Raw genomic sequence first — 18,818 nt, 5'->3', positions numbered from 1 at the left:
ATTATTTCATTGAAACAGCTAATCAGCGTTGACTATTAGGCGAGCTTGCGGTTTTTAGACGCATGTTATAAACCGAAAATAACGCTTCCGGTACAAATTTTTAAGTAAGCCAAACGACAGCTATCTGTTTGGCTTTTCCCTCTCTAAATATCACAGCAAATTTTCAATATGCTCTTCGCGGTCTTTAGAGGCGGGGTGGCTGGATAGGATACTGCGTTTGCCACCGTCCATTTTGTAGAACTTCTGCATCACCGATAGGCCTGCGCGCGGATCAAAGCCATGCTTTTTCATGAAGCTAACAGCGTAGGTGTCGGACTCGGTCTCTTGGGTGCGAGAAAACTTTGAGTTCACCAGCTGTTCGCCCAAAGCGCCGAGCTGTGATGCCGAGAGCTGCCCAGCAAGGCCGCCTTGGCTTGCTAATCCTTTACGTACAGCTGATGTTGCGTAGGCGGTGCGCATCGCTTTGAGTGAGTGGCCCAGCTTCACATGGCCAATCTCGTGGCCGATCACAAAGCGCACTTCATCGTCGGTGAAGTTGTCTAACAGGCCGCGGTACACGCGTACGGTGCCGTTGGCCATCGCAAACGCGTTGACTTGTTTAGCATCGTAAACCTTAAAGTCGAGTGCAAGGCCATCTTCATTTTTGAAAGGTGCTACGATTTTCGCTAACCGGCGGCTGTAGGGATGGTTTGCTGGTAACACAGGGTTCTTTTTGTCCATCTGTACGGTGGCTTGTGCCGCCATCTCTTTGGCTGCGCTATCGGTCAGTGTTGCTGCTTTGAAGGCATCTCCGAGTGCGGCAACGGATGTTTGGTTCATACAGCCAGAGAGTGGTAGAGAGAGGGCAACCCACGTTGCGATGGTAACGGCGATCCGTTTCATGGCTAGTTCCTTCGTGCTAATGAATAGCTGATACGATAGCGAATTTTCTCCGTAGGCCCAAGCGGCTCAATAGCTTGGGCGCATAAAAAAGCCCCGCGAATGCGTTCAGGCATCGCAGGGCTTGATTGCGCGCTTAAGGGTTAAGCGCCGAACTTTTCTTTTGCCTCTAAACGGCGACGGTGCAGCACCGGCTCGGTATAACCGGCAGGTTGTGCACAGCCTTCAAAGACGAGTTCACATGCGGCTGCAAATGCGACACTGCCTTCAAAATCTGCCGCCATTGGACGGTACTCCGCATCACCAGCGTTTTGCTCGTCCACAACAGCCGCCATACGCTTAAGGGTTTCCATGACCTGCTCTTCTGAGCAAATGCCGTGGTGTAACCAGTTGGCGATATGTTGGCTAGAGATACGCAGCGTGGCACGGTCTTCCATTAGGCCAACGTTGTTGATATCTGGCACTTTCGAGCAGCCAACACCTTGGTCGACCCAGCGCACAACATAGCCCAGCAGGCCTTGTGCGTTGTTGTCGAGCTCGGCTTGGATCTCTGCGGCAGACCAGCTAGGGTTCTGTTCCACAGGGATCGTTAGGATGTCGTCTAGGCTCGCACGCGGACGGCTACGTAGCTCGGCTTGGCGCGCAAACACATCAACCTTGTGATAGTGCAGTGCGTGCAGTGTTGCTGCCGTTGGCGATGGCACCCATGCGGTATTTGCGCCCGACAACGGGTGGCCGATCTTCGCTTCTAGCATGTTGGCCATCTGGTCAGGGATCGCCCACATACCTTTACCGATCTGAGCACGCCCACTTAGGCCGCACATCAGGCCAGTGTCTACGTTCCAGTCTTCGTAAGCTGAGATCCACTTAGCGCCTTTCATTTCGCCTTTGCGGACCATTGGGCCTGCTTCCATTGAGGTGTGGATCTCATCTCCGGTACGATCAAGGAAACCGGTGTTGATAAACACCACGCGCTCTTTGGCGGCACGGATACACTCTTTGAGGTTTACCGTGGTACGGCGCTCTTCATCCATGATGCCCATCTTGAGGGTAAAGCGCGCAAGACCAAGCGCATCTTCTACGCGGCCAAACAGCTCGTTCGAGAAGGCAACCTCTTCAGGGCCATGCATCTTCGGCTTTACGATGTACATGGAGCCTGTTGTGGTGTTGCGGAACTGACCCAAACCTTTCATATCGTGCAGCGATACCAGTGTGGTCATCATGGCATCCATAATACCTTCTGGTACTTCGTTGCCTACGCTGTCGATGATTGCGCTGTTTGTCATCAAGTGACCCACGTTACGCACGAACATTAGGCTGCGGCCCTTTAGTGTCAGTGCTGAACCATCGAGCGCGGTGTATTCGCGATCAGGGTTCATCACGCGGGTAAAGGTTTTACCGCCTTTGCTGACCTCTTCCGCTAGGTCGCCTTTCATAAGACCTAGCCAGTTGCGATAAACCACAACTTTGTCGTCGGCATCTACCGCGGCAACGGAGTCTTCACAGTCCATGATAGTGGTCAGTGCAGATTCCATCAGTACGTCTTTAACGCCAGCCGCGTCGTCTTTGCCGATTTGGCTGTCGCGATCGATCTGGATCTCGAAGTGCAGGCCGTTGTTCTTCAACAAAACACAGGACGGCGCTGCTGCATCACCTTGGAAGGCCACCAGCTTTTCTGGTTGAGCTAGACCGGTTTCACTACCATCTGCTAGCGCTACGACGAGTGCGTCGTTCGCCACACGGTAGCTGGTGGAGTCCTTGTGGGAACCCTGTGCTAGTGGTGCGGCTTCATCCAAGAAGTTACGCGCAAATGCGATACATTTTGCGCCGCGTGCTGGGTTGTACGTTTTGCCGGCTTCAGCGCTACCTTCGTCAGAGATCGCATCGGTGCCGTAAAGTGCATCATACAAGCTACCCCAACGCGCATTGGCTGCGTTAAGGGCAAAGCGTGCATTCATCACAGGAACAACAAGCTGTGGGCCAGCCATCGTTGCCATCTCTGGATCAACGTCGGTGGTTTCAGCGGTGAAGTCCTCGCCCTCTGGCAATAGGTAGCCGATAGAGGTTAGGAAAGCTTTGTATTCAGCCATATCCAGCGGCTGCCCTTTACGGGCGAGGTGCCACGCATCGATCTGCTGTTGCAGGTCGTCCCGCTTTGCGAGTAGCTCACGGTTGCGCGGTGCCAAGTCGTGAACGATGGCATCTAAAGCGCGCCAGAACTGTTCGCTAGAAACGCCAGTGCCTGGAATAGCTTCGTTATTAACGAAATCGAAAAGACCTTGTGCGACGGTTAGGCCGCCAGTCTGTACCCTTTGACTCATAGTAATACTGCCTCAATTAGTATGTGATCCGGTCCGGAGCGAGGCATCCGTGGCCGGTCGTTTTTTATAAACACAATTGTGCAACGCAAAAATAGCGTAAGGGCAGCGTGCTGTCGCCCCCTCAGGGGCGCTTTCGAGCCTAAAGTATGAGAGGGTTTGTCGGCCTTATGATGGGGTTATTTGAGCTCTTATCGCCTCGGGAAGTGGCACAGATCGACCGGTGTGGTGATCCATCCAAACGACTTTGGCATAGCCCTCGCCAACCGGCTCGTCAGGCTGGCGAGTGTCGAAAAGCTGATAGGTGGTCATAAAACTGGAACGGCCAGGGTCTTTCACAAAACAGTCGATACGCAGTGTGGCTGGATACACAACGGGTTTTAAAAAGGTGCAACCCACGTTGATAACCACCGGATCGATGCCGCTACCGTCAAGGTTTGCGCCCATCTTGACGAGCATCTGAACGCGAGCTTCCTCAAGATAGCGTATATAGACGGCATTGTTCACATGCCCATATGCGTCCATATCCCCCCAGCGCACTGGTAGCTCACATTGATAAATTAACGTGCCTTGCTGATTTTCCATCGTCTCATCCTGTGTTGCATGGCTTCCCCTGCTAAGCCCCTTTAGGCGAGGGGGTATCCGGCGATTGGGTTTGCGGGTAGAGGTGCACGTCCAGCTGCGGGAAGGCGATCTCTAATCCGGCCTCTTTGAATTGGCGGTCAATGATCTCATTTAACTCATGCGTCACCGCGAGGCGGTCGCTTAGAGAATTAACGTACAGACGCAGCTCCATATCTAACGAGCTTGCACCAAAAGCGAGGAAGTAAGCTTCTGGCGCGGGGTCTTTCAGGACGCGCTCATGTTGGTTGGCGGCTGCCAGCAAAAGCTCGCGCGCGTGGCTGGTGTCTGAGCCGTAAGCTAGCCCAACTTTAAGCACCACACGAGTGATCGGGTCAGAGAGCGACCAGTTAATCAGTTGGTCTGTGATAAAGGTCTTATTGGGGATGATGATCTCTTTACGGTCCCAGTCAGCGATGGTTGTGGCACGCATCTGAATATTCGTGACGGTGCCGCTATAGCCACCGATGGTGACCGTATCACCAATACGAATCGGCTTTTCGAACAGGATAATCACACCGGAGACGAAGTTCGCCACGATCTCCTGAAGACCAAAACCTAGACCAACACCCAGTGCCGCGATGAGCCACTGTAGCTTCGACCATTCGAGCCCCAGTTGGCTGGAGCCTGCAATGATGCTGATAACGATCAACAGATACTTACTGATCGTGGTGATCGCGAAGGAGGTGCCGGGGCTAAGCGTCAGATGACGTAACACCAGTAGCTCGAACACGCCGGGTAAGTTGTACGCTGCAACGATACACAGCGTAATCGTGGCGATGCCGAAGAGGAGGTTCTTCAGCGTGATGGTCTCTGGGATTACGCCATTGGCGGTGGTGATGTCATTGCTCCAAAGCGTAACTTTATCCAATACATCCAGCGTTGGCAGTGCGTTTTTCAACAGCAGCCAAACCAGCGATAAGAAGATAATGAGCGTCGCGGCCTTTAACAGGACGCGGGCTTGATCAGAGATAGTTTGTAGATCGATGTAGTTCTCGGTTAACGGTGGAACATCTTCGTTTTTCTCGCGGGCTTCCAGAATCTCATTGCGGCGCGCTTTCGCGCGGGAAAATGCTAAACGGCGCTCCTCAATCAGCAACCAGCGTGTCCCCAGCTTGAAGAACAGGAACGTTGTGAACAAAATGCCGACCAGTACTCCCAGAATGACCATCATCGCCACGCCAGTGAATACATACCCTAAGAGTGCGCCGACGATCATCGCAAGGTGAAGCCCAACCATGGAGGCCAGCCAGAGCCGCGCATTTTGCCACCATGCGTTTCGTTGCGTTGCTTGGTCAATCTGCGGTGCGACTTTCCACAACGCTGCCCAGAAGAAGGTCAGTAGCAGCGCTAAGCCGATAAAGAGCAGTCTACCGACGCCAGAGCTTTGCTCCGGTGCACTGCTTTGATCGGTCAGTAGCAAAAGGCTCAGCAACGGTGTGCTGATCCAGTAGAGAGGGTGCAGTAAACGGCGTAGCGTATCCGCGAGCTTCTCTGGCACACCGAGATGGGAAACGAGCAGTCCATTTGGTGTACTTAGCCACAGTATCATCAGCAGATATGCACCGGTGATAGCGGCAAGCAGCGGCCCGAGCGATTCAAACGGGATCACCCAGGCACTCTGGTTAATCACTTTTTTGGTCACCAACCAAACCAGACCTACGATAGGGAGTGCAATCGCGATGGGCATCCACACGAGGTTAAAGGTGTGACCAAAACGGTCGTGCATAACATTACCAATCTGTTCACCCCATTTGCGACTCTTGCGTTGGTAGCGACGCAAGATGGTGGCAGACAAAATCGTCAGTACTAACAGTGCACTGAGCTTGGGCAGCCACTTTGATTGCTCTTGGAACAAAGGTGCTTGTGCTTCCGGTGCTAGCATCGAAAGCAGAGGGCCAACGCTTTGCGTGATCTCAGTAAACCAGTTGGTACTGACCGGACGAATGCTCGGTACCCAGAGTAGATCTTGCGTGATCAGTCGGCGGCCTAGTTCCGCTTGTTTGTTGATCTGCTCTTGCACACTCAATAGCTGTGATACTTCGTCGAGTGCACGGGCACTGGATTCGCGCAACCGCTGTAGCAGCTCGGTTTTGTCCTGTTTGAGGGCGATGTATTGCTTGCTTTGAGGCTCATCAAGTGCAGCGGGTGGCCGCGCGGTAATTTTGCGTGACTCGATAAACGCATTACTGATCTCTAGGTTCAGCACGCGCAGGTCATTGATGCTTTTCTGGGTTTCTGCTGTATCAATCGGTTTGGCTAAATTGCGTGTAAAGCGCCGTAGTTCAGTGCCAACCGGTTGCGAGCTCAACTGCAAGTGCTGCTGGATGGTGGTGTAGCTTTGCGACACGATAGAGAGCTTTAATTCCAGCTCACTGCGTTTGCCGAATGCACCCTCAGATGTGTTGTTCACCCACAGCAAGCGCTGGCCTAACTGCTTGTTCTCCTCGGCGAGCGCGGCCAAAAGTGGGTGCTGGTTGGCGCTGCTATCTGCCGGCAACGTTGCACCGGCGGCTTCTTCCGCATCGGCGCGGCGCTTGTCTTGGATCAGAGTGCGCAGTGTGGTGATCAGCGTTTTCTGGTGCTGTACCTCGCGCTCTAGACCGTCCAGCGTTAAACGGTCGATCTCGTTTTCACCGGGTAACGTGAGTAGTTCTAGCTCGATTGCCGAGACGCGGCTGTTGCGGCGTGCAAACTGAGCTTCGTTCAGCTCCGATGTGCGGTTTTCGTTGTCGGCAATGGGTGTTTGCTTGAGCTCCACCAGACGTTCGCGGCGGGAGATGAGTGTTTGATCGGCAGCATTGATCCGTTTTTGCAGTAAACTGCGTTTCTGTTCGAGCTCCAGCAGTTTGGCTTTTGCAAGGGTGTGGCGCTGCTCGAGTTGGTCGACATCATCACGGCTCAAGGCTTTTTGATCCACACTGGGTGTGGGCTGTTGGATCTGTTGCTCCAGCGTGGCGATCAGTTGAGGTTGCTCTTCTAGCCGCGCTTTAAGCTGCTCAGCTTTACTGTCTGCATCAACGGCTTCTTGATAGACCGTAACAATCTGCTGGAACTGCTCACGTTGTGCTTGTGTTGCTGGGGACTCATCCTGTGGGAGCTGCGCAATCTTGCTTTTGTACTGCTCAATGGCGTCAATATTTGAGGCCAAAGCCCAGTTGCTGAAAAGTAGCAGGAGGGCGAAGATAATGTGGCTGAGATATCCCATAAAATCCTGTTGGTTGGTGCAAGCACGATAGTAATAGCAGATCATAGCTTGTGTGACGACTAAAGTAATAGAAAGTGCCTGTGTTTATGCGAGTTTCATTGTGAGTGACTTTAACCCTACTGTACTGATCAACGAATTGCCCGCGGCGACAGCGGGGTGGCAACCGGCCAACCCAGATGTATGGCGTAGCTACTGGTCTCTCTACGGCTTCCTGCCGTGGTTAGATGAGGTGCAGTGTGATGTGCAGTGCTTGGTTGAGAGTGGTGAACGCGTTGTGGTGCAGCGCTTTGCAAAGCCGGGTAAGTGCCGTGCCAATGTGGTTGTTTTGCACGGTTACATGGACCATGTGGGTTTGTATAGCCACCTAATCAGTGATCTATTGGCGCAGGGCTTGCAAGTCTATAGCTTTGATCTTCCTGGCCATGGACTCTCTGGTGGCGAGCCTTATGCAATCGATACGTTCGGCCATTATGTGGACGCTTTAGAGCGGGTGTTGGGCCAAGTATCCCCAGTGGGGGCGTGCACCTTGATCGGCCAAAGCACGGGCGGCGCCATCATACTGGAACATCAGCGTCGCCACCGTGAACCGGCTCGTAAGATCGACCAGCGTATTTTGCTCGCACCACTGATTCGCCCGGCAGGCTTTCAGAGTATTCGCCTGCGTTACCAGTTGATGCATTTATGGCTGAAGCGCGTGCGCCGTTTCTACAGTGAAAACAGCCATGATGAGCGCTTTTTACCCTTTGTGCGTGATCAAGACCCGCTTGCCAAACATTGGATCTCAGTACGCTGGATTGGGGCGATGCTGGATTGGATTCGTGAATTAGAGGGCGAAACACTGACGCTTGAGAACGGCTGCGTTATTCAGGGAACAGGAGATAAAACAGTGGATTGGCAGCACAACGTACTGCGTTTGCGTACCTGTGTGCCGGCAGAGGCCATCCACTTGGTCGACGGCGCACGGCATCATTTGGTCAATGAGGCGCCACTGTGGCGTCAGCAAGTGTTTGCACATATTCGTGCTCGGCTTGCAAATATGTAAGCTGAGGAAGACACACCATAAAAAAGGGCGCCTGAGGCACCCTTTCTTCGATCTTATCGCCTAGAGCATATCTACCCTAGCGCATGGCTACCTTAGAACAAGCGGCGGCAGCGAATAGTGCCATCGATGGTTAGGAGCTTTTCAAGAGCAACATCTGAGCAGTCTGCATCAACGTCGATCACCACATAACCGACTTTATCGTTGGTTTGTAGGTACTGACCAGAGATGTTGATGTTGTTCTCAGAGAACACGTTGTTGATCGCCGATAGTACACCAGGGATATTGCTGTGCACGTGCAGCAAACGGTGAACATTCGGGTGCTCTGGAAGCGCTACTTCCGGGAAGTTAACAGAAGTAATAGATGAGCCGTTATCGCTGTACTTAACGAGTTTCTCAGCAACTTCGTAACCGATATTCTCCTGCGCTTCCATCGTGGAACCACCCACGTGAGGCGTCAGGATAACGTTGTCGAACTCACGCAGCGGCGAGATGAACTCATCGTCGTTAGAGCGTGGCTCAACTGGGAATACGTCGATAGCTGCGCCGTGCAGTTTACCTGCGCGCAGTGCATCGCAAAGGTCATCGATCACAACAACAGTACCGCGAGCGGCGTTGATAAAGATGGCTCCATCTTTCATCTGCTCAAACTGAGCTGCGCCCATCATATCTTTGGTCGACGCTGTTTCAGGTACGTGCAGGCTGACGATATCGCAGGTACGCAGCAGTTCATTCAGATCGGCTGTCTGCTTCGCATTACCCAGCGCCAGCTTGTTGACGGTGTCGTGGAAATAAACATCCATACCCATCGATTCAGCAAGGACGCTCAGCTGAGAGCCGATGCTGCCGTAACCAACAATACCTAGCTTCTTGCCACGAATTTCATAAGAGTTTTTCGCAGATTTTAGCCAAACACCGCGATGTGCTTTGGCATTTTTCTCAGCCACACCACGCAATAACAGAATCGCTTCCGCCAGCACAAGCTCAGCCACAGAGCGTGTGTTTGAGTACGGTGCGTTAAAGACGGCAACACCTTGGCGTGTTGCTGCCGTTAGGTCGACTTGGTTGGTACCGATACAGAAGCAACCAACTGCAACGAGTTTTTGCGCCGCAGCGAAAACCTGCTCTGTTAGCTGAGTACGGGAACGAATACCGATGAAGTGAACATCTGCGATTCGCTCAATGAGCTCCTCTTCCGGTAACGAGCCGGTGTGAAATTCGATGTTGGTGTAGCCTTGGGAGTTCAGCGTGTCGATAGCGGACTGGTGTACGCCTTCCAACAACAGAATTTTGATTTTGCTCTTATCCAGGGAAGTAACTTTGCTCATTTCCTGCAACTCTTCGTTTTTTACCAGACGTTGGTCGCTTATACGAAAGTATTAGGCAACCTTAATTTATGTAAGGAGCCGTATCTTAGCACAGCAAATGGCGAAAATGGGGGCTTGAGGGGGCTCGGTAGGCAGAAAATAATTCACGCAAAGGTGAATAAATTTAAACCTAACGGGGAGGGAAATTGCGCCCAAGCGCATGGCTTTCGGCGGGCGCAGGAATCATCTGACTTAGCTATAAATGCAGATGTAAGCTGTTGCTTGTTCGACTTTCAGCTGAAACTTTGCACCTGCAGCAACACGGAACTCAGTGCCAGCCGGGTAGTTTGAGAAATCACTTTCGTTTGGCAGCTTAACGATCAGTTCACCGCTGACCACCTTCATCAATTCGTTCTGACTTGTGCCAAACTCGTATTCGCCCGGTGCCATGACGCCTGCCGTCACTTGCCCTTCGTTGTTTTCAAAGCCGATAGATTTTACTTGGCCGTCGAAGTACTCATTTACATTTAACATCAGGTTTCTCCTTATCTAATGGAGGCATCATAGGCAGTTGCTCAGGCCTTGGCTACTTATTTGCGCAGCTGTGCTCCAAAACAAAATCTAGGAAGGTTTGGTTAGCGATCGACAGGTGCCTATCTCGGCTCCAAGCAAGTGAGAGGTCAAGAATCACCGGTTCGGCGAAGGGTAAGGCAACAAGATCTTGGTCATCGTCAACCGCCATGCCAAGGAGTGTGGAGATGCCAAACCCCTGTTTGACGATCGACTTAATCAACGGAACAAGGTTAGTTTCGAAGCTGATCTTCGGCGTAGCGCCTGTCTGGTTGGCGAGTCGGTCAACGACTTTACGATGAAAATAGCCCTCTTTAAACATGACTAACTCTTGCTCAAAGAACTGTTTGGCGGTGACCTGTTGCTGGGAGGCGAGCGGGTGTTCGCGGCTAACAGTCACCATCACCTCTTGCTGCAAGAATACCGTTGCACAGAGCGAGTCGGGAACGAGCTCCGCAACGATGACGCCTAGATCCAGTTCACCCCGTTCGAGCTGTTGTTGGATCTGCCATGTACCTCCTTCTATCACCTCGAGGTCCAGTTCGGGATAGCGATGTTTGAAAGCCATTAGAATCGGCGGAAAGTGATAGGAGCCTAACATGCTGGGGATACCCACCCGCACAACGCCCCGCTGTATGCCGCGCAGCTGCTGCATGGCGTGCTCGGCGTCGGCCATGTTGCGTAGGATCACGCGTGCATGGCGCAGTAGTTCGTTGCCCTCATCGGTGAGGCTGATTTTACGATCATTGCGGTGAAACAGTGTGAGCGCTAGCTGCTGCTCAAGTTTCTTGATCGACATGCTGAGCGCAGGTTGGGCAATATGTAGATGCTCGGCCGCTCGCGAAAAACTGAGGTGTTTAGCCACCGCCTCGAAGTAGCGGAGTTGTTTAATATCCATATCAATATTTTTGATGGCTTTGATAATAACTATATATTTTACTGATTTTTAGGTGTTGTCTATCGTTACTGCATATTTTCCTAATGCAGAGAACCACCATGATTGATGCTGGCAGCCGTGAGTTTTGGCGTGCAACCCTCGCGCTTTGTCTCGGATCATTTATGATTTTTGCCAACGTATATGTGACGCAACCGTTACTGCCTACACTCGCTGAGGCTTTCGAGATCTCGGAGTTACAAGCGAGCATGAGCTTGACGGTAACAACGCTAACGCTGGGCTTATCATTATTAGTTTATGGCCCCCTATCTGATGTGGTGGGGCGCAAGAGCGTGATGGTGACCAGCATGGTGGGTGCGGTGCTGACGACATTTCTTTTGTCGTATGTTAGCAACTATGATCAGCTGCTGTTATTGCGTGCCTTGCAGGGTTTTTGTCTCGGTGGTTTGCCAGCGATTGCGGTGGCGTATATGGGGGATGAGTTCCGTAATAAGGCGATGGTCTTGGCGGTGGGGCTTTATATCAGCGGTAATTCGCTAGGCGGCATTGGTGGACGTCTGATTGGCGGGCTGGCAGCGCAATGGTTAGGTTGGGAGCATGTCTTTGGCGTGATGGCAGTGATGAGCCTAGCCCTGCTAGCCATCTTTGTTTGGTTGCTGCCGCGCTCGCAGCACTTTGCGCCAAGGCCATTATGTATGCGTGCATTGGCCACTCCCTTGATGGGCCATATGCGTAATCCGTTGCTGCTGATCGCTTATATCATCGGTGGTTTGAATATGCTGATTTTTGTCAATCAGTACAGCTTTATCACCTTTGTCTTGGCTGAGGCTCCTTACAGCTTGTCCTCTGGTTGGCTCGGGATGCTGTTTTTGACTTACCTATCGGGAACCATTGGCTCATCGATCGCTGGACGTGTTGCTCAACGCGTAGCGCAGCCGATTATCATGCTGGTGGGGATCGGTATCCTGATGACCGGTACATTAGTAACGCTGCTGCCCGGCATCACCGCCATTTTGATGGGTTTTCTGCTCAATGCGCTGGGCTTTTTTGTCGCCCATTCTGCGGCTAGTAGTTGGGTTAGCCATCGCGCTAGCGTAGCGAAGGCGAGTGCTTCATCACTTTATCTGGTGTTTTACTACTTAGGCTCTAGCTTGGGTAGTTTTTACCTCCAACCGTTCTGGCAGTGGGCTGGCTGGCAGGGGGTGGTGGTCGGCTCACTCGTGGTGCTCAGTCTTTCGTTGTTTGCTGTGTGTTTATTGCGAGTGGTGAGTGCGCAGCAGAGGGCTGCGAGTCATACAGCACTCGTTTAAGTGCAGTATCCTTCTGGGGACTCTTTTTTTTCACATCCGTTGGCTACAATGTAAGTCTAAACTCTTGCCTGATTAAGGACTTACACTTGGCACTTCAGCTTCTCACATTGCTTCTTCCAGCAGCGGCTCTTTTGGTTGGTGCAGGTGTGGCGTTGCTGTCTGTTGCTCAGCTCTCCGGCACGCAACAAGAGATGTTGGGGCTGTTGCCTTATCTGCTTGTCATTGTTGCAGGGACCTTGGGAGTGGGATTTAAGCGCGGCCGTGTGCTGTTAGCGGCGCTCAATTTGGGTGGCGCCTATCTGCTGATCCAAACATCACTTCAAACGAGTCTGGCGCGGCCAGATAACTATGTTCTCTTCAGCCTTCTGTCCCTGTTATTGCCGCTCAATTTTGCGCTGATTGCCTGGTATAAAGAGCGCGGCGTGCTGACATGGGTGGGGTGTGCGCGTGTTGTGGGCGTGCTGTTAGGCTACGCGGTCCTTTTTGCGTTGAAGCAAAGCGGTGAACTTGCTTATTGGCTGCCCTCGCTACCCACCAGCATGATTGAGATGGCTTTCGCCCAGACCTTTTTGAGCGATGCGGCGGCATGGGCATTTGGTGTGTCTTTGTTGCCGGTGTTGTTATCTCTTGGGTTGCGTAAAACCCACGCAGATGCGGGTATTTTAGCGGCGTGGGGTGCGGCTCTGGTGATGCTAGTGTGGTTCGACCAAGCGATGATCTCATCGCTGTTTGTATCGGCTGCGCTATTGGCGCTTTCGGTATCAGTTGTGCAGAACAGCTACAACATGGCCTTTATTGATGAGCTGACCGGTATACCTGCAAGGCGTGCTCTGCGCGATAAACTCGCCACACTGGGTAAGCAGTACACGATCGCTATGATGGATATTGACCATTTCAAAAAGTTTAATGATACCTACGGCCATGATGTTGGTGATCAGGTGTTGCGAATGGTGGCGGCCAAGATCAATCAAGTGCGTGGCGGAGGTAAAGCCTATCGCTTTGGTGGTGAAGAATTTACCGTAGTCTTTGCTGGCAAAGAGGAGCACGAGGCGGAACCTTTTTTGGAAGAGGTTCGCCAAACGATAGCCAATTATCCCATGCGTATTCGCGGTGACCAGCGGCCTAAAGACAATGAAACGGGCAAGCAGCGGCGCAATGAAAGTAGCGAAAGTGAAATTGTTACCGTCACCATTAGTATTGGTGCGGCACACAAGCAGGATATTCATGCGAACCCTGATGCGGTGATCAAGTCAGCGGATCAGGCACTTTATCAGGCGAAAGGGGCGGGGCGTAATCAGACGGTTATTAGTACCCAACCTAAAGTGGCTGAGCCTAAACCGCGCAAAAGTGCGGCGCGCCGCTCGAAACGAGACTACGCGCGCCGTTAGCCAATTATTCTGAGCGGCTCGTGATTTCGAGCAGGTGGTAGCCGAACTGTGTTTTCACCGGCCCGTGAACTTTGTTCAACTCGCCGCTAAATACGACTTGGTCGAACTCCGGTACCATCTGCCCGCGGCCAAACTCACCTAGGTCACCGCCTTGGCGGCCTGATGGGCAAGATGAGTGCTGCTTAGCAACCTCTGCAAAGTCTGCACCGGCTTCAATTTGCTGCTTTAGTTCTTCACATTGTGCTTCGGTTTCTACCAGTAGGTGGCGTGCGCGTGCTCTAGCCATGATGAGTCTCCTGAATATAGATGTTAGTTTCTGCCGCCAAGCGAACAGCTTAGCCAAGGATACCTGTTATCATACGTAAACCAAACTAGGAGGAGTGATTATGGCGTTTCAACACCGCTTTGTGGGTGAACAAGCAAGCGATTTAACATTAGGGAAGATTGTCTGCGTGGGTCGCAACTTTGCTGACCATGCGAAAGAGCTGAATAATCCGATTCCGAGTGAGCCAATCCTATTTATCAAGCCAGCGAGTGCTGCCGTTGCGATGGAAGAGGGGTTTTCTATCCCACGAGATCGCGGCAGTGTGCACTTCGAAACCGAGATGGCGATCTTAATTGGAGAGACGCTATCAAAGGCGAGCGAACAGGAAGCAAAGGCTGCGATCGCGGGTGTGGGCCTTGGCTTAGATCTAACATTACGTGATGTACAATCGCGCCTTAAAGAGCAAGGTCACCCTTGGGAGCGTGCGAAAGCTTTTGATGGCTCCTGTCCTCTATCGGCTTTTATTACACCTGACGCGGTGAGTGATCTGCAGGATGTGGGTATCCGTTTAACAGTGAACGGTGAGACACGCCAGAACGGTAATAGCGCGCTGATGCTTAATCCGGTGTTAGGTCTGATAAGCCATATTAGCCAGTACTTTACCCTTGAACCGGGAGATGTGGTGCTCACCGGTACGCCGGCTGGCGTTGGGCCGATAGCTGCAGGGGATCAGTTGGTTGTGGAGCTGGTGGATCTATTGCGCGTTACAACCGCCGTACGTTAACTAAGAGGAAAAGCAGCCATGCTGTGGATTAAAGCGTTTCACATACTTGCCATGACCAGTTGGATGGCGGGTATCTTCTATCTGCCACGTATATTCGTGCATTATGTTGAAGGGCGAGAAGCTGGGCAAGATGTGGCTCGGTTGCAGGTAATGGGGCGTAAGCTCTATGGCTTCATGACGATTATGGCGGTGTTTACGCTCGCATTAGGTCTGTGGCTATGGTTAGGCTATGGCTTTACTGGGGGCTGGTTGCACGCCAAATTAACCTTCGTTGCACTGCTAATTGGCTATCACGTTTGGTGCCGCCAGTATCTGCGAAAAATGCAGCAAGATACCCTGACGCGCAGCGGGCGTTATTTTCGTCTCTTTAACGAGCTACCGCTGCTTATCTTTATTCCAATCTTGATCTTCGTGGTGGTGAAGCCGTTCTAACGGCCTGGCTAGAGCTAGCTGAGTTTGGCGTTTAGTTGCTCGATGCGGGCAGCTAAACGGTCAGTGCGCTGGCGTAGTTGGTCGATCTGATCCATCATGCCCTCGGCCTCTGGGCGGCTCGGCAGTAAACGGGCCTCCTCTTGCACATACTCCTGCACATTCGCATGAAAGCTCTGTTGCAAATGAGTAAAAAAGCCTGCTTGTTGCTTAAGCAGCGAAACCGATTCGTGGGCTGCTAAATCACCGATATGCTCAGCGACTAAGCTCTCCCAATCGATCTTCAGCTGTGCCAAAGCGCCTTGAAATTGATTCGCGAGATGCGAGTCACCGGCGATATCGATACCATTTCCAAAGAAGTGCTCGCTTTTATCATCACTCATCATCAGCTGACAAAAACGTGAAGATGCGCCTGATAAGGTCACATCCGCAGAACTAAGCAGCGTTCCCTGCAACTGTACGCCGCCCTCGTAAGGCAGGATGTAAAGGATTTGGTGCAGATCTGAAAGCTCAACAGCGATGGTTCGCCCAGCGATCGGTGTCAGAATTTTGCGGCTGAGCGGGTCGCTCGCCAGTAAATGGTTGACGGCTTCCTCTAACGGAGTAAGAACGGCAGCGTGCAAAATGTCTGACATCAGTGTACCTCGTTATGGCTTGATGCCTGTGTGAAGCGCCACAATACCACCGGTCATATTTTGGTATTTGCAGTTCACAAGGCCAGCATTTTCCATCATGCCCTTGAGGGTTTCTTGGTCTGGATGCATGCGAATTGATTCAGCTAGGTACTGGTAGCTCTCTGAATCCCCTGCAATGACCTGACCCATCTTAGGTAAGATATTGAACGAGTAGAAATCGTAGAGCTTCGTGAGAGCTGGGTTATCGGTTTTTGAAAACTCTAGCACCATCACTTTGCCGCCCGGCTTCAAAACGCGCGCCATAGAGCGCAATGCAGCGTCTTTGTCGGTCACGTTGCGTAAACCAAACGCAATGGTGATGACATCGAAGGTATTGTCTGGAAAGGGCAAACACTCAGCGTTAGCTTGCACAAACTCAACATTGCCGGCCACGCCTTTATTCATCAGCTTGTCGCGGCCAACTTTGAGCATGGAATCGTTAATGTCGGCAAGCACGACCTTACCATCTGCCCCGACAATGCGGGAGAAACGCATGGTGAGATCGCCAGTACCGCCAGCGATATCCAGAATACTATGGCCGCGGCGCGCACCACTTTGTTCGATCGTGAGCTTTTTCCAGAGGCGGTGGATACCACCGGACATCAGGTCGTTCATCAGGTCATACTTACCTGCAACCGAGTGGAATACGTCGGCCACATGGCTGACTTTGTCTTCTACTGGAATCTGGCGATAACCGAAGTCGATGGTACTTTTCTTGCTCTCTTCACTCATTGTCTGCTGCTCGGCCAAACTATTTGTTGGCATTGTACCTAGGGGCGGTGAATTTGTCCTGTATTAGAACTTGCCAATCAGTCCTTCATCACGTGTCGCGTTAGCCGCTTCTAGCTTTGCCAAGTAGCTGGCCCAGTGGCTATCGTGGTTGATGGCTAAGTCATACAAGTATTCCCATATGAACAGGCCGCTATCGTGGCCGTCATCGAAGGTGATTTTCAGCGCATATTGGCCAGCCATCTCAATACTATCGATGCCGACGAACTTCTTTCCGGTTTGCAAAATGCCGTTGCCAATACCATGGCCCCGCACCTCGGCTGAGGGCGAGTGCACGCGCAGATACTCCGCGGTGAGTTCGTAGGTATGGTCACCATACTGAAGCTCTAAGGTGCGTGACTTTTTGTGTAGGTTAATGGAAGAGGGGATCATCAGAAGCGCTCCTGTATAGTGCGCCGGCAAACCCACCTAGGAGGGCTGCCGGCGGAATCAACCAGGCGGTTACAGTATGTAGTGACTCAGGTCTTCATCCTGAGATAGTTCGCCTAGCTGCGTATTTACATACGTAGCATCAATGGAGATGGTTTTGCCAGCTTCGTCAGAAGCTTGGAAAGATAGTTCTTCCATAAGGCGTTCCAGCATCGTGTGTAAGCGGCGCGCACCGATATTTTCAGTCGCTTCGTTGACTTGATAGGCCAGCTCCGCGATGCGCGCGATACCATCTTCAGTAAACTCAATATTAACGCCTTCTGTTTTCATAAGCGCGATATATTGTGTTGTCAGTGAGGCTGTTGGTTCAGTTAGGATGCGGCGGAAGTCTTCAGGCGTCAGCGCACTTAACTCAACGCGAATAGGAAGACGGCCCTGTAGCTCAGGAATAAGATCGGAGGGTTTCGCTAAATGGAACGCACCAGAGGCGATAAACAGGATATGGTCAGTTTTTACCATACCGTGCTTGGTGTTGACGGTGCAGCCCTCAATCAGCGGTAGCAGGTCGCGCTGTACGCCTTCTCGGGAGACATCAGCACCGCCAGCTTCTGCACGTTTACAGACTTTATCAATCTCGTCTAAGAACACGATGCCGTTCTGTTCCACCGCTTCAATAGCGCGCTGCTTAACATCATCCTCTTTAATGAGGTTAGCCGCTTCCTCTTCGACCAGTAGCTTGAATGCATCTTTAACATTCATGCGGCGCGTCTCTTTGTTGTTGCCGCCCATGTTCGAAAACATACTCTGCAACTGGTTGGTCATCTCTTCCATGCCAGGCGGAGCCATGATCTCAACACCCACCTTAGGTGGCGCAACGTCGATATCGATCTCTTTATCGTCAAGCTGACCTTCGCGGAGCTTCTTGCGGAAAATTTGGCGTGTAGCGCTATCCGTTTTGCTCTCGCTCGTTGCATCATCGAAGCCCGTTGGGCGAGCTTGTGGCAGTAGCGCATCTAAAATACGCTCTTCCGCTGCATCTTCAGCACGGAAGCGAACCTTCTCGGTCTCTTGCTCGCGTAGCATTTTGATCGCCATATCAACAAGATCGCGAACAATCGTCTCTACATCACGGCCAACGTAGCCTACTTCGGTGAACTTGGTTGCTTCAACCTTGATAAAGGGCGCATTCGCCAGCTTTGCTAGGCGGCGGGAAATTTCTGTTTTACCCACCCCTGTTGGGCCGATCATCAAGATATTCTTAGGCGAAACCTCTGCGCGCAGCTCTGCGTCAAGCTGCATGCGGCGCCAGCGGTTGCGCAGTGCAATAGCCACGGAGCGCTTTGCGTCTTGTTGGCCGACGATGTAGCGGTCTAGCTCATGGACGATCTCTCGGGGAGTCATATTCGACATTCTCAGGCTCCTTAGGCTTTGTTTGGTAGCGTTTCGATAGTGAGGTTGTGGTTGGTGAACACACAGATCTCAGCAGCAATATCGAGGCTCTTGCGCACCACATCTTCAGCACTTAGCTCGGTATTGTTTACCAAGGCTTTGGCTGCAGCGAGCGCGAAGTTGCCGCCCGATCCGATGGCGATCACGCCATCTTCCGGCTCAATTACGTCACCAGAACCGGAGATAAGGTAGGTTTTCTCCTCGTTTGCAACGAGCATCAGGGCTTCAAGGCGGCGTAATACCCGATCGCCACGCCATTCACGCGCTAGGTGGATAACCGAGTTCACGATATTGCCTTGGTGCTTATCAAGTTGTTGCTCAAAGAGGTCGCGAAGGGTGATCGCATCGGCGGTAGAGCCGGCGAAACCTGTAATAACATTGTGCTTGGGCAGCACGTTGACCTTTTTCGCCGTGCCTTTCATTACCGTATTGCCCAAGGAAACCTGACCATCACCGCCTACGACGACTTGGTCGCCGCGACGCACTGAAACAATCGTTGTCATGTGTAACTAACCTTATTGCGG

18 protein-coding genes are annotated in these 18,818 nt (G+C 52.1%); 5 read left to right on the top strand and 13 right to left on the bottom strand.

Annotation, left to right across the window (positions count from 1 at the left end; genetic code table 11):
• Positions 1-150: 150 nt before the first annotated feature.
• The 4 genes from E4L36_RS10125 to E4L36_RS10110 form a co-directional block, all read right to left on the bottom strand.
• Positions 151-882, bottom strand: coding sequence for a M48 family metallopeptidase (locus E4L36_RS10125; protein WP_136680512.1), 732 nt, complete (start codon positions 880-882; stop codon positions 151-153).
• Positions 883-1,022: 140 nt separating this feature from the next.
• Positions 1,023-3,200 carry a malate synthase G gene (locus E4L36_RS10120; protein WP_136680511.1) on the bottom strand — a complete coding sequence of 726 codons (2,178 nt, stop codon included), beginning with the start codon at positions 3,198-3,200 and terminating at the stop codon, positions 1,023-1,025.
• Positions 3,201-3,365: 165 nt separating this feature from the next.
• Positions 3,366-3,782: a thioesterase family protein gene (locus E4L36_RS10115; protein ID WP_127693343.1), complete on the bottom strand. Its 417-nt coding sequence runs from the start codon at positions 3,780-3,782 to the stop codon at positions 3,366-3,368.
• Positions 3,783-3,813: 31 nt separating this feature from the next.
• Complete coding sequence (locus E4L36_RS10110) at positions 3,814-7,026, bottom strand: mechanosensitive ion channel domain-containing protein (protein WP_169051521.1); 3,213 nt, start codon at positions 7,024-7,026, stop codon at positions 3,814-3,816.
• A gap of 100 nt (positions 7,027-7,126) precedes the next feature.
• Between E4L36_RS10110 and E4L36_RS10105 the strand changes: the two genes are divergently transcribed.
• Positions 7,127-8,068, top strand: a complete 942-nt coding sequence (locus E4L36_RS10105; RefSeq protein WP_136680509.1) for an alpha/beta hydrolase — start codon at positions 7,127-7,129, stop codon at positions 8,066-8,068.
• 92 nt (positions 8,069-8,160) lie between these two features.
• Here the strand turns inward: E4L36_RS10105 and serA are convergent, their stop codons facing one another.
• From serA to E4L36_RS10090, 3 genes are all read right to left on the bottom strand, one after another.
• The gene (gene serA / locus E4L36_RS10100; protein WP_136680508.1) at positions 8,161-9,393 is read right to left on the bottom strand and encodes a phosphoglycerate dehydrogenase; all 1,233 of its coding nucleotides are present in this window, start codon (positions 9,391-9,393) and stop codon (positions 8,161-8,163) included.
• 231 nt (positions 9,394-9,624) lie between these two features.
• On the bottom strand, positions 9,625-9,906 hold the full coding sequence (locus tag E4L36_RS10095) for a pyrimidine/purine nucleoside phosphorylase (protein WP_127693339.1): 282 nt from the start codon (positions 9,904-9,906) through the stop codon (positions 9,625-9,627).
• Positions 9,907-9,958: 52 nt separating this feature from the next.
• On the bottom strand, positions 9,959-10,840 hold the full coding sequence (locus E4L36_RS10090) for a LysR family transcriptional regulator (RefSeq protein WP_136680507.1): 882 nt from the start codon (positions 10,838-10,840) through the stop codon (positions 9,959-9,961).
• A gap of 98 nt (positions 10,841-10,938) precedes the next feature.
• On the opposite strand from E4L36_RS10090, the gene E4L36_RS10085 reads away from it, so the two are divergent.
• Positions 10,939-12,147: an MFS transporter gene (locus E4L36_RS10085; protein WP_136680506.1), complete on the top strand. Its 1,209-nt coding sequence runs from the start codon at positions 10,939-10,941 to the stop codon at positions 12,145-12,147.
• An 86-nt stretch (positions 12,148-12,233) separates the two neighbouring features.
• Positions 12,234-13,535, top strand: a complete 1,302-nt coding sequence (locus tag E4L36_RS10080; protein WP_136680505.1) for a GGDEF domain-containing protein — start codon at positions 12,234-12,236, stop codon at positions 13,533-13,535.
• Positions 13,536-13,539: 4 nt separating this feature from the next.
• Here the strand turns inward: E4L36_RS10080 and E4L36_RS10075 are convergent, their stop codons facing one another.
• Positions 13,540-13,869 (bottom strand): peptidylprolyl isomerase, encoded by a 330-nt coding sequence (locus E4L36_RS10075; protein ID WP_127693690.1) that lies wholly within the window; start codon positions 13,867-13,869, stop codon positions 13,540-13,542.
• Between the two features lie 52 nt (positions 13,870-13,921).
• Between E4L36_RS10075 and E4L36_RS10070 the strand changes: the two genes are divergently transcribed.
• Positions 13,922-14,584: a fumarylacetoacetate hydrolase family protein gene (locus tag E4L36_RS10070; RefSeq protein WP_136680504.1), complete on the top strand. Its 663-nt coding sequence runs from the start codon at positions 13,922-13,924 to the stop codon at positions 14,582-14,584.
• An 18-nt stretch (positions 14,585-14,602) separates the two neighbouring features.
• Positions 14,603-15,016 carry a CopD family protein gene (locus tag E4L36_RS10065; protein ID WP_136680503.1) on the top strand — a complete coding sequence of 138 codons (414 nt, stop codon included), beginning with the start codon at positions 14,603-14,605 and terminating at the stop codon, positions 15,014-15,016.
• A gap of 14 nt (positions 15,017-15,030) precedes the next feature.
• Here the strand turns inward: E4L36_RS10065 and E4L36_RS10060 are convergent, their stop codons facing one another.
• The 5 genes from E4L36_RS10060 to hslV form a co-directional block, all read right to left on the bottom strand.
• A complete protein-coding gene (locus E4L36_RS10060; protein ID WP_136680502.1) occupies positions 15,031-15,648 on the bottom strand; it encodes an SCP2 sterol-binding domain-containing protein in 618 nt (205 codons plus the stop codon).
• Between the two features lie 12 nt (positions 15,649-15,660).
• Entirely contained in the window at positions 15,661-16,419 is a 759-nt protein-coding gene (gene ubiE, locus E4L36_RS10055; protein WP_127693332.1) for a bifunctional demethylmenaquinone methyltransferase/2-methoxy-6-polyprenyl-1,4-benzoquinol methylase UbiE, read from the bottom strand.
• Positions 16,420-16,482: 63 nt separating this feature from the next.
• A complete protein-coding gene (locus E4L36_RS10050) occupies positions 16,483-16,848 on the bottom strand; it encodes a DUF971 domain-containing protein (RefSeq protein WP_206052625.1) in 366 nt (121 codons plus the stop codon).
• Between the two features lie 69 nt (positions 16,849-16,917).
• A complete protein-coding gene (gene hslU, locus E4L36_RS10045) occupies positions 16,918-18,255 on the bottom strand; it encodes an ATP-dependent protease ATPase subunit HslU (RefSeq protein WP_136680501.1) in 1,338 nt (445 codons plus the stop codon).
• 11 nt (positions 18,256-18,266) lie between these two features.
• The gene (hslV, locus tag E4L36_RS10040; RefSeq protein ID WP_127693330.1) at positions 18,267-18,797 is read right to left on the bottom strand and encodes an ATP-dependent protease subunit HslV; all 531 of its coding nucleotides are present in this window, start codon (positions 18,795-18,797) and stop codon (positions 18,267-18,269) included.
• Positions 18,798-18,818 lie beyond the last annotated feature (21 nt).

Source organism: Neptunomonas sp. XY-337 (assembly GCF_004959845.1).
GTDB lineage: Bacteria > Pseudomonadota > Gammaproteobacteria > Pseudomonadales > Balneatricaceae > Neptunomonas > Neptunomonas marina.
Note: the sequence above shows the minus strand (reverse complement) of the source record. Positions and strands in the feature narration are given on the sequence as shown.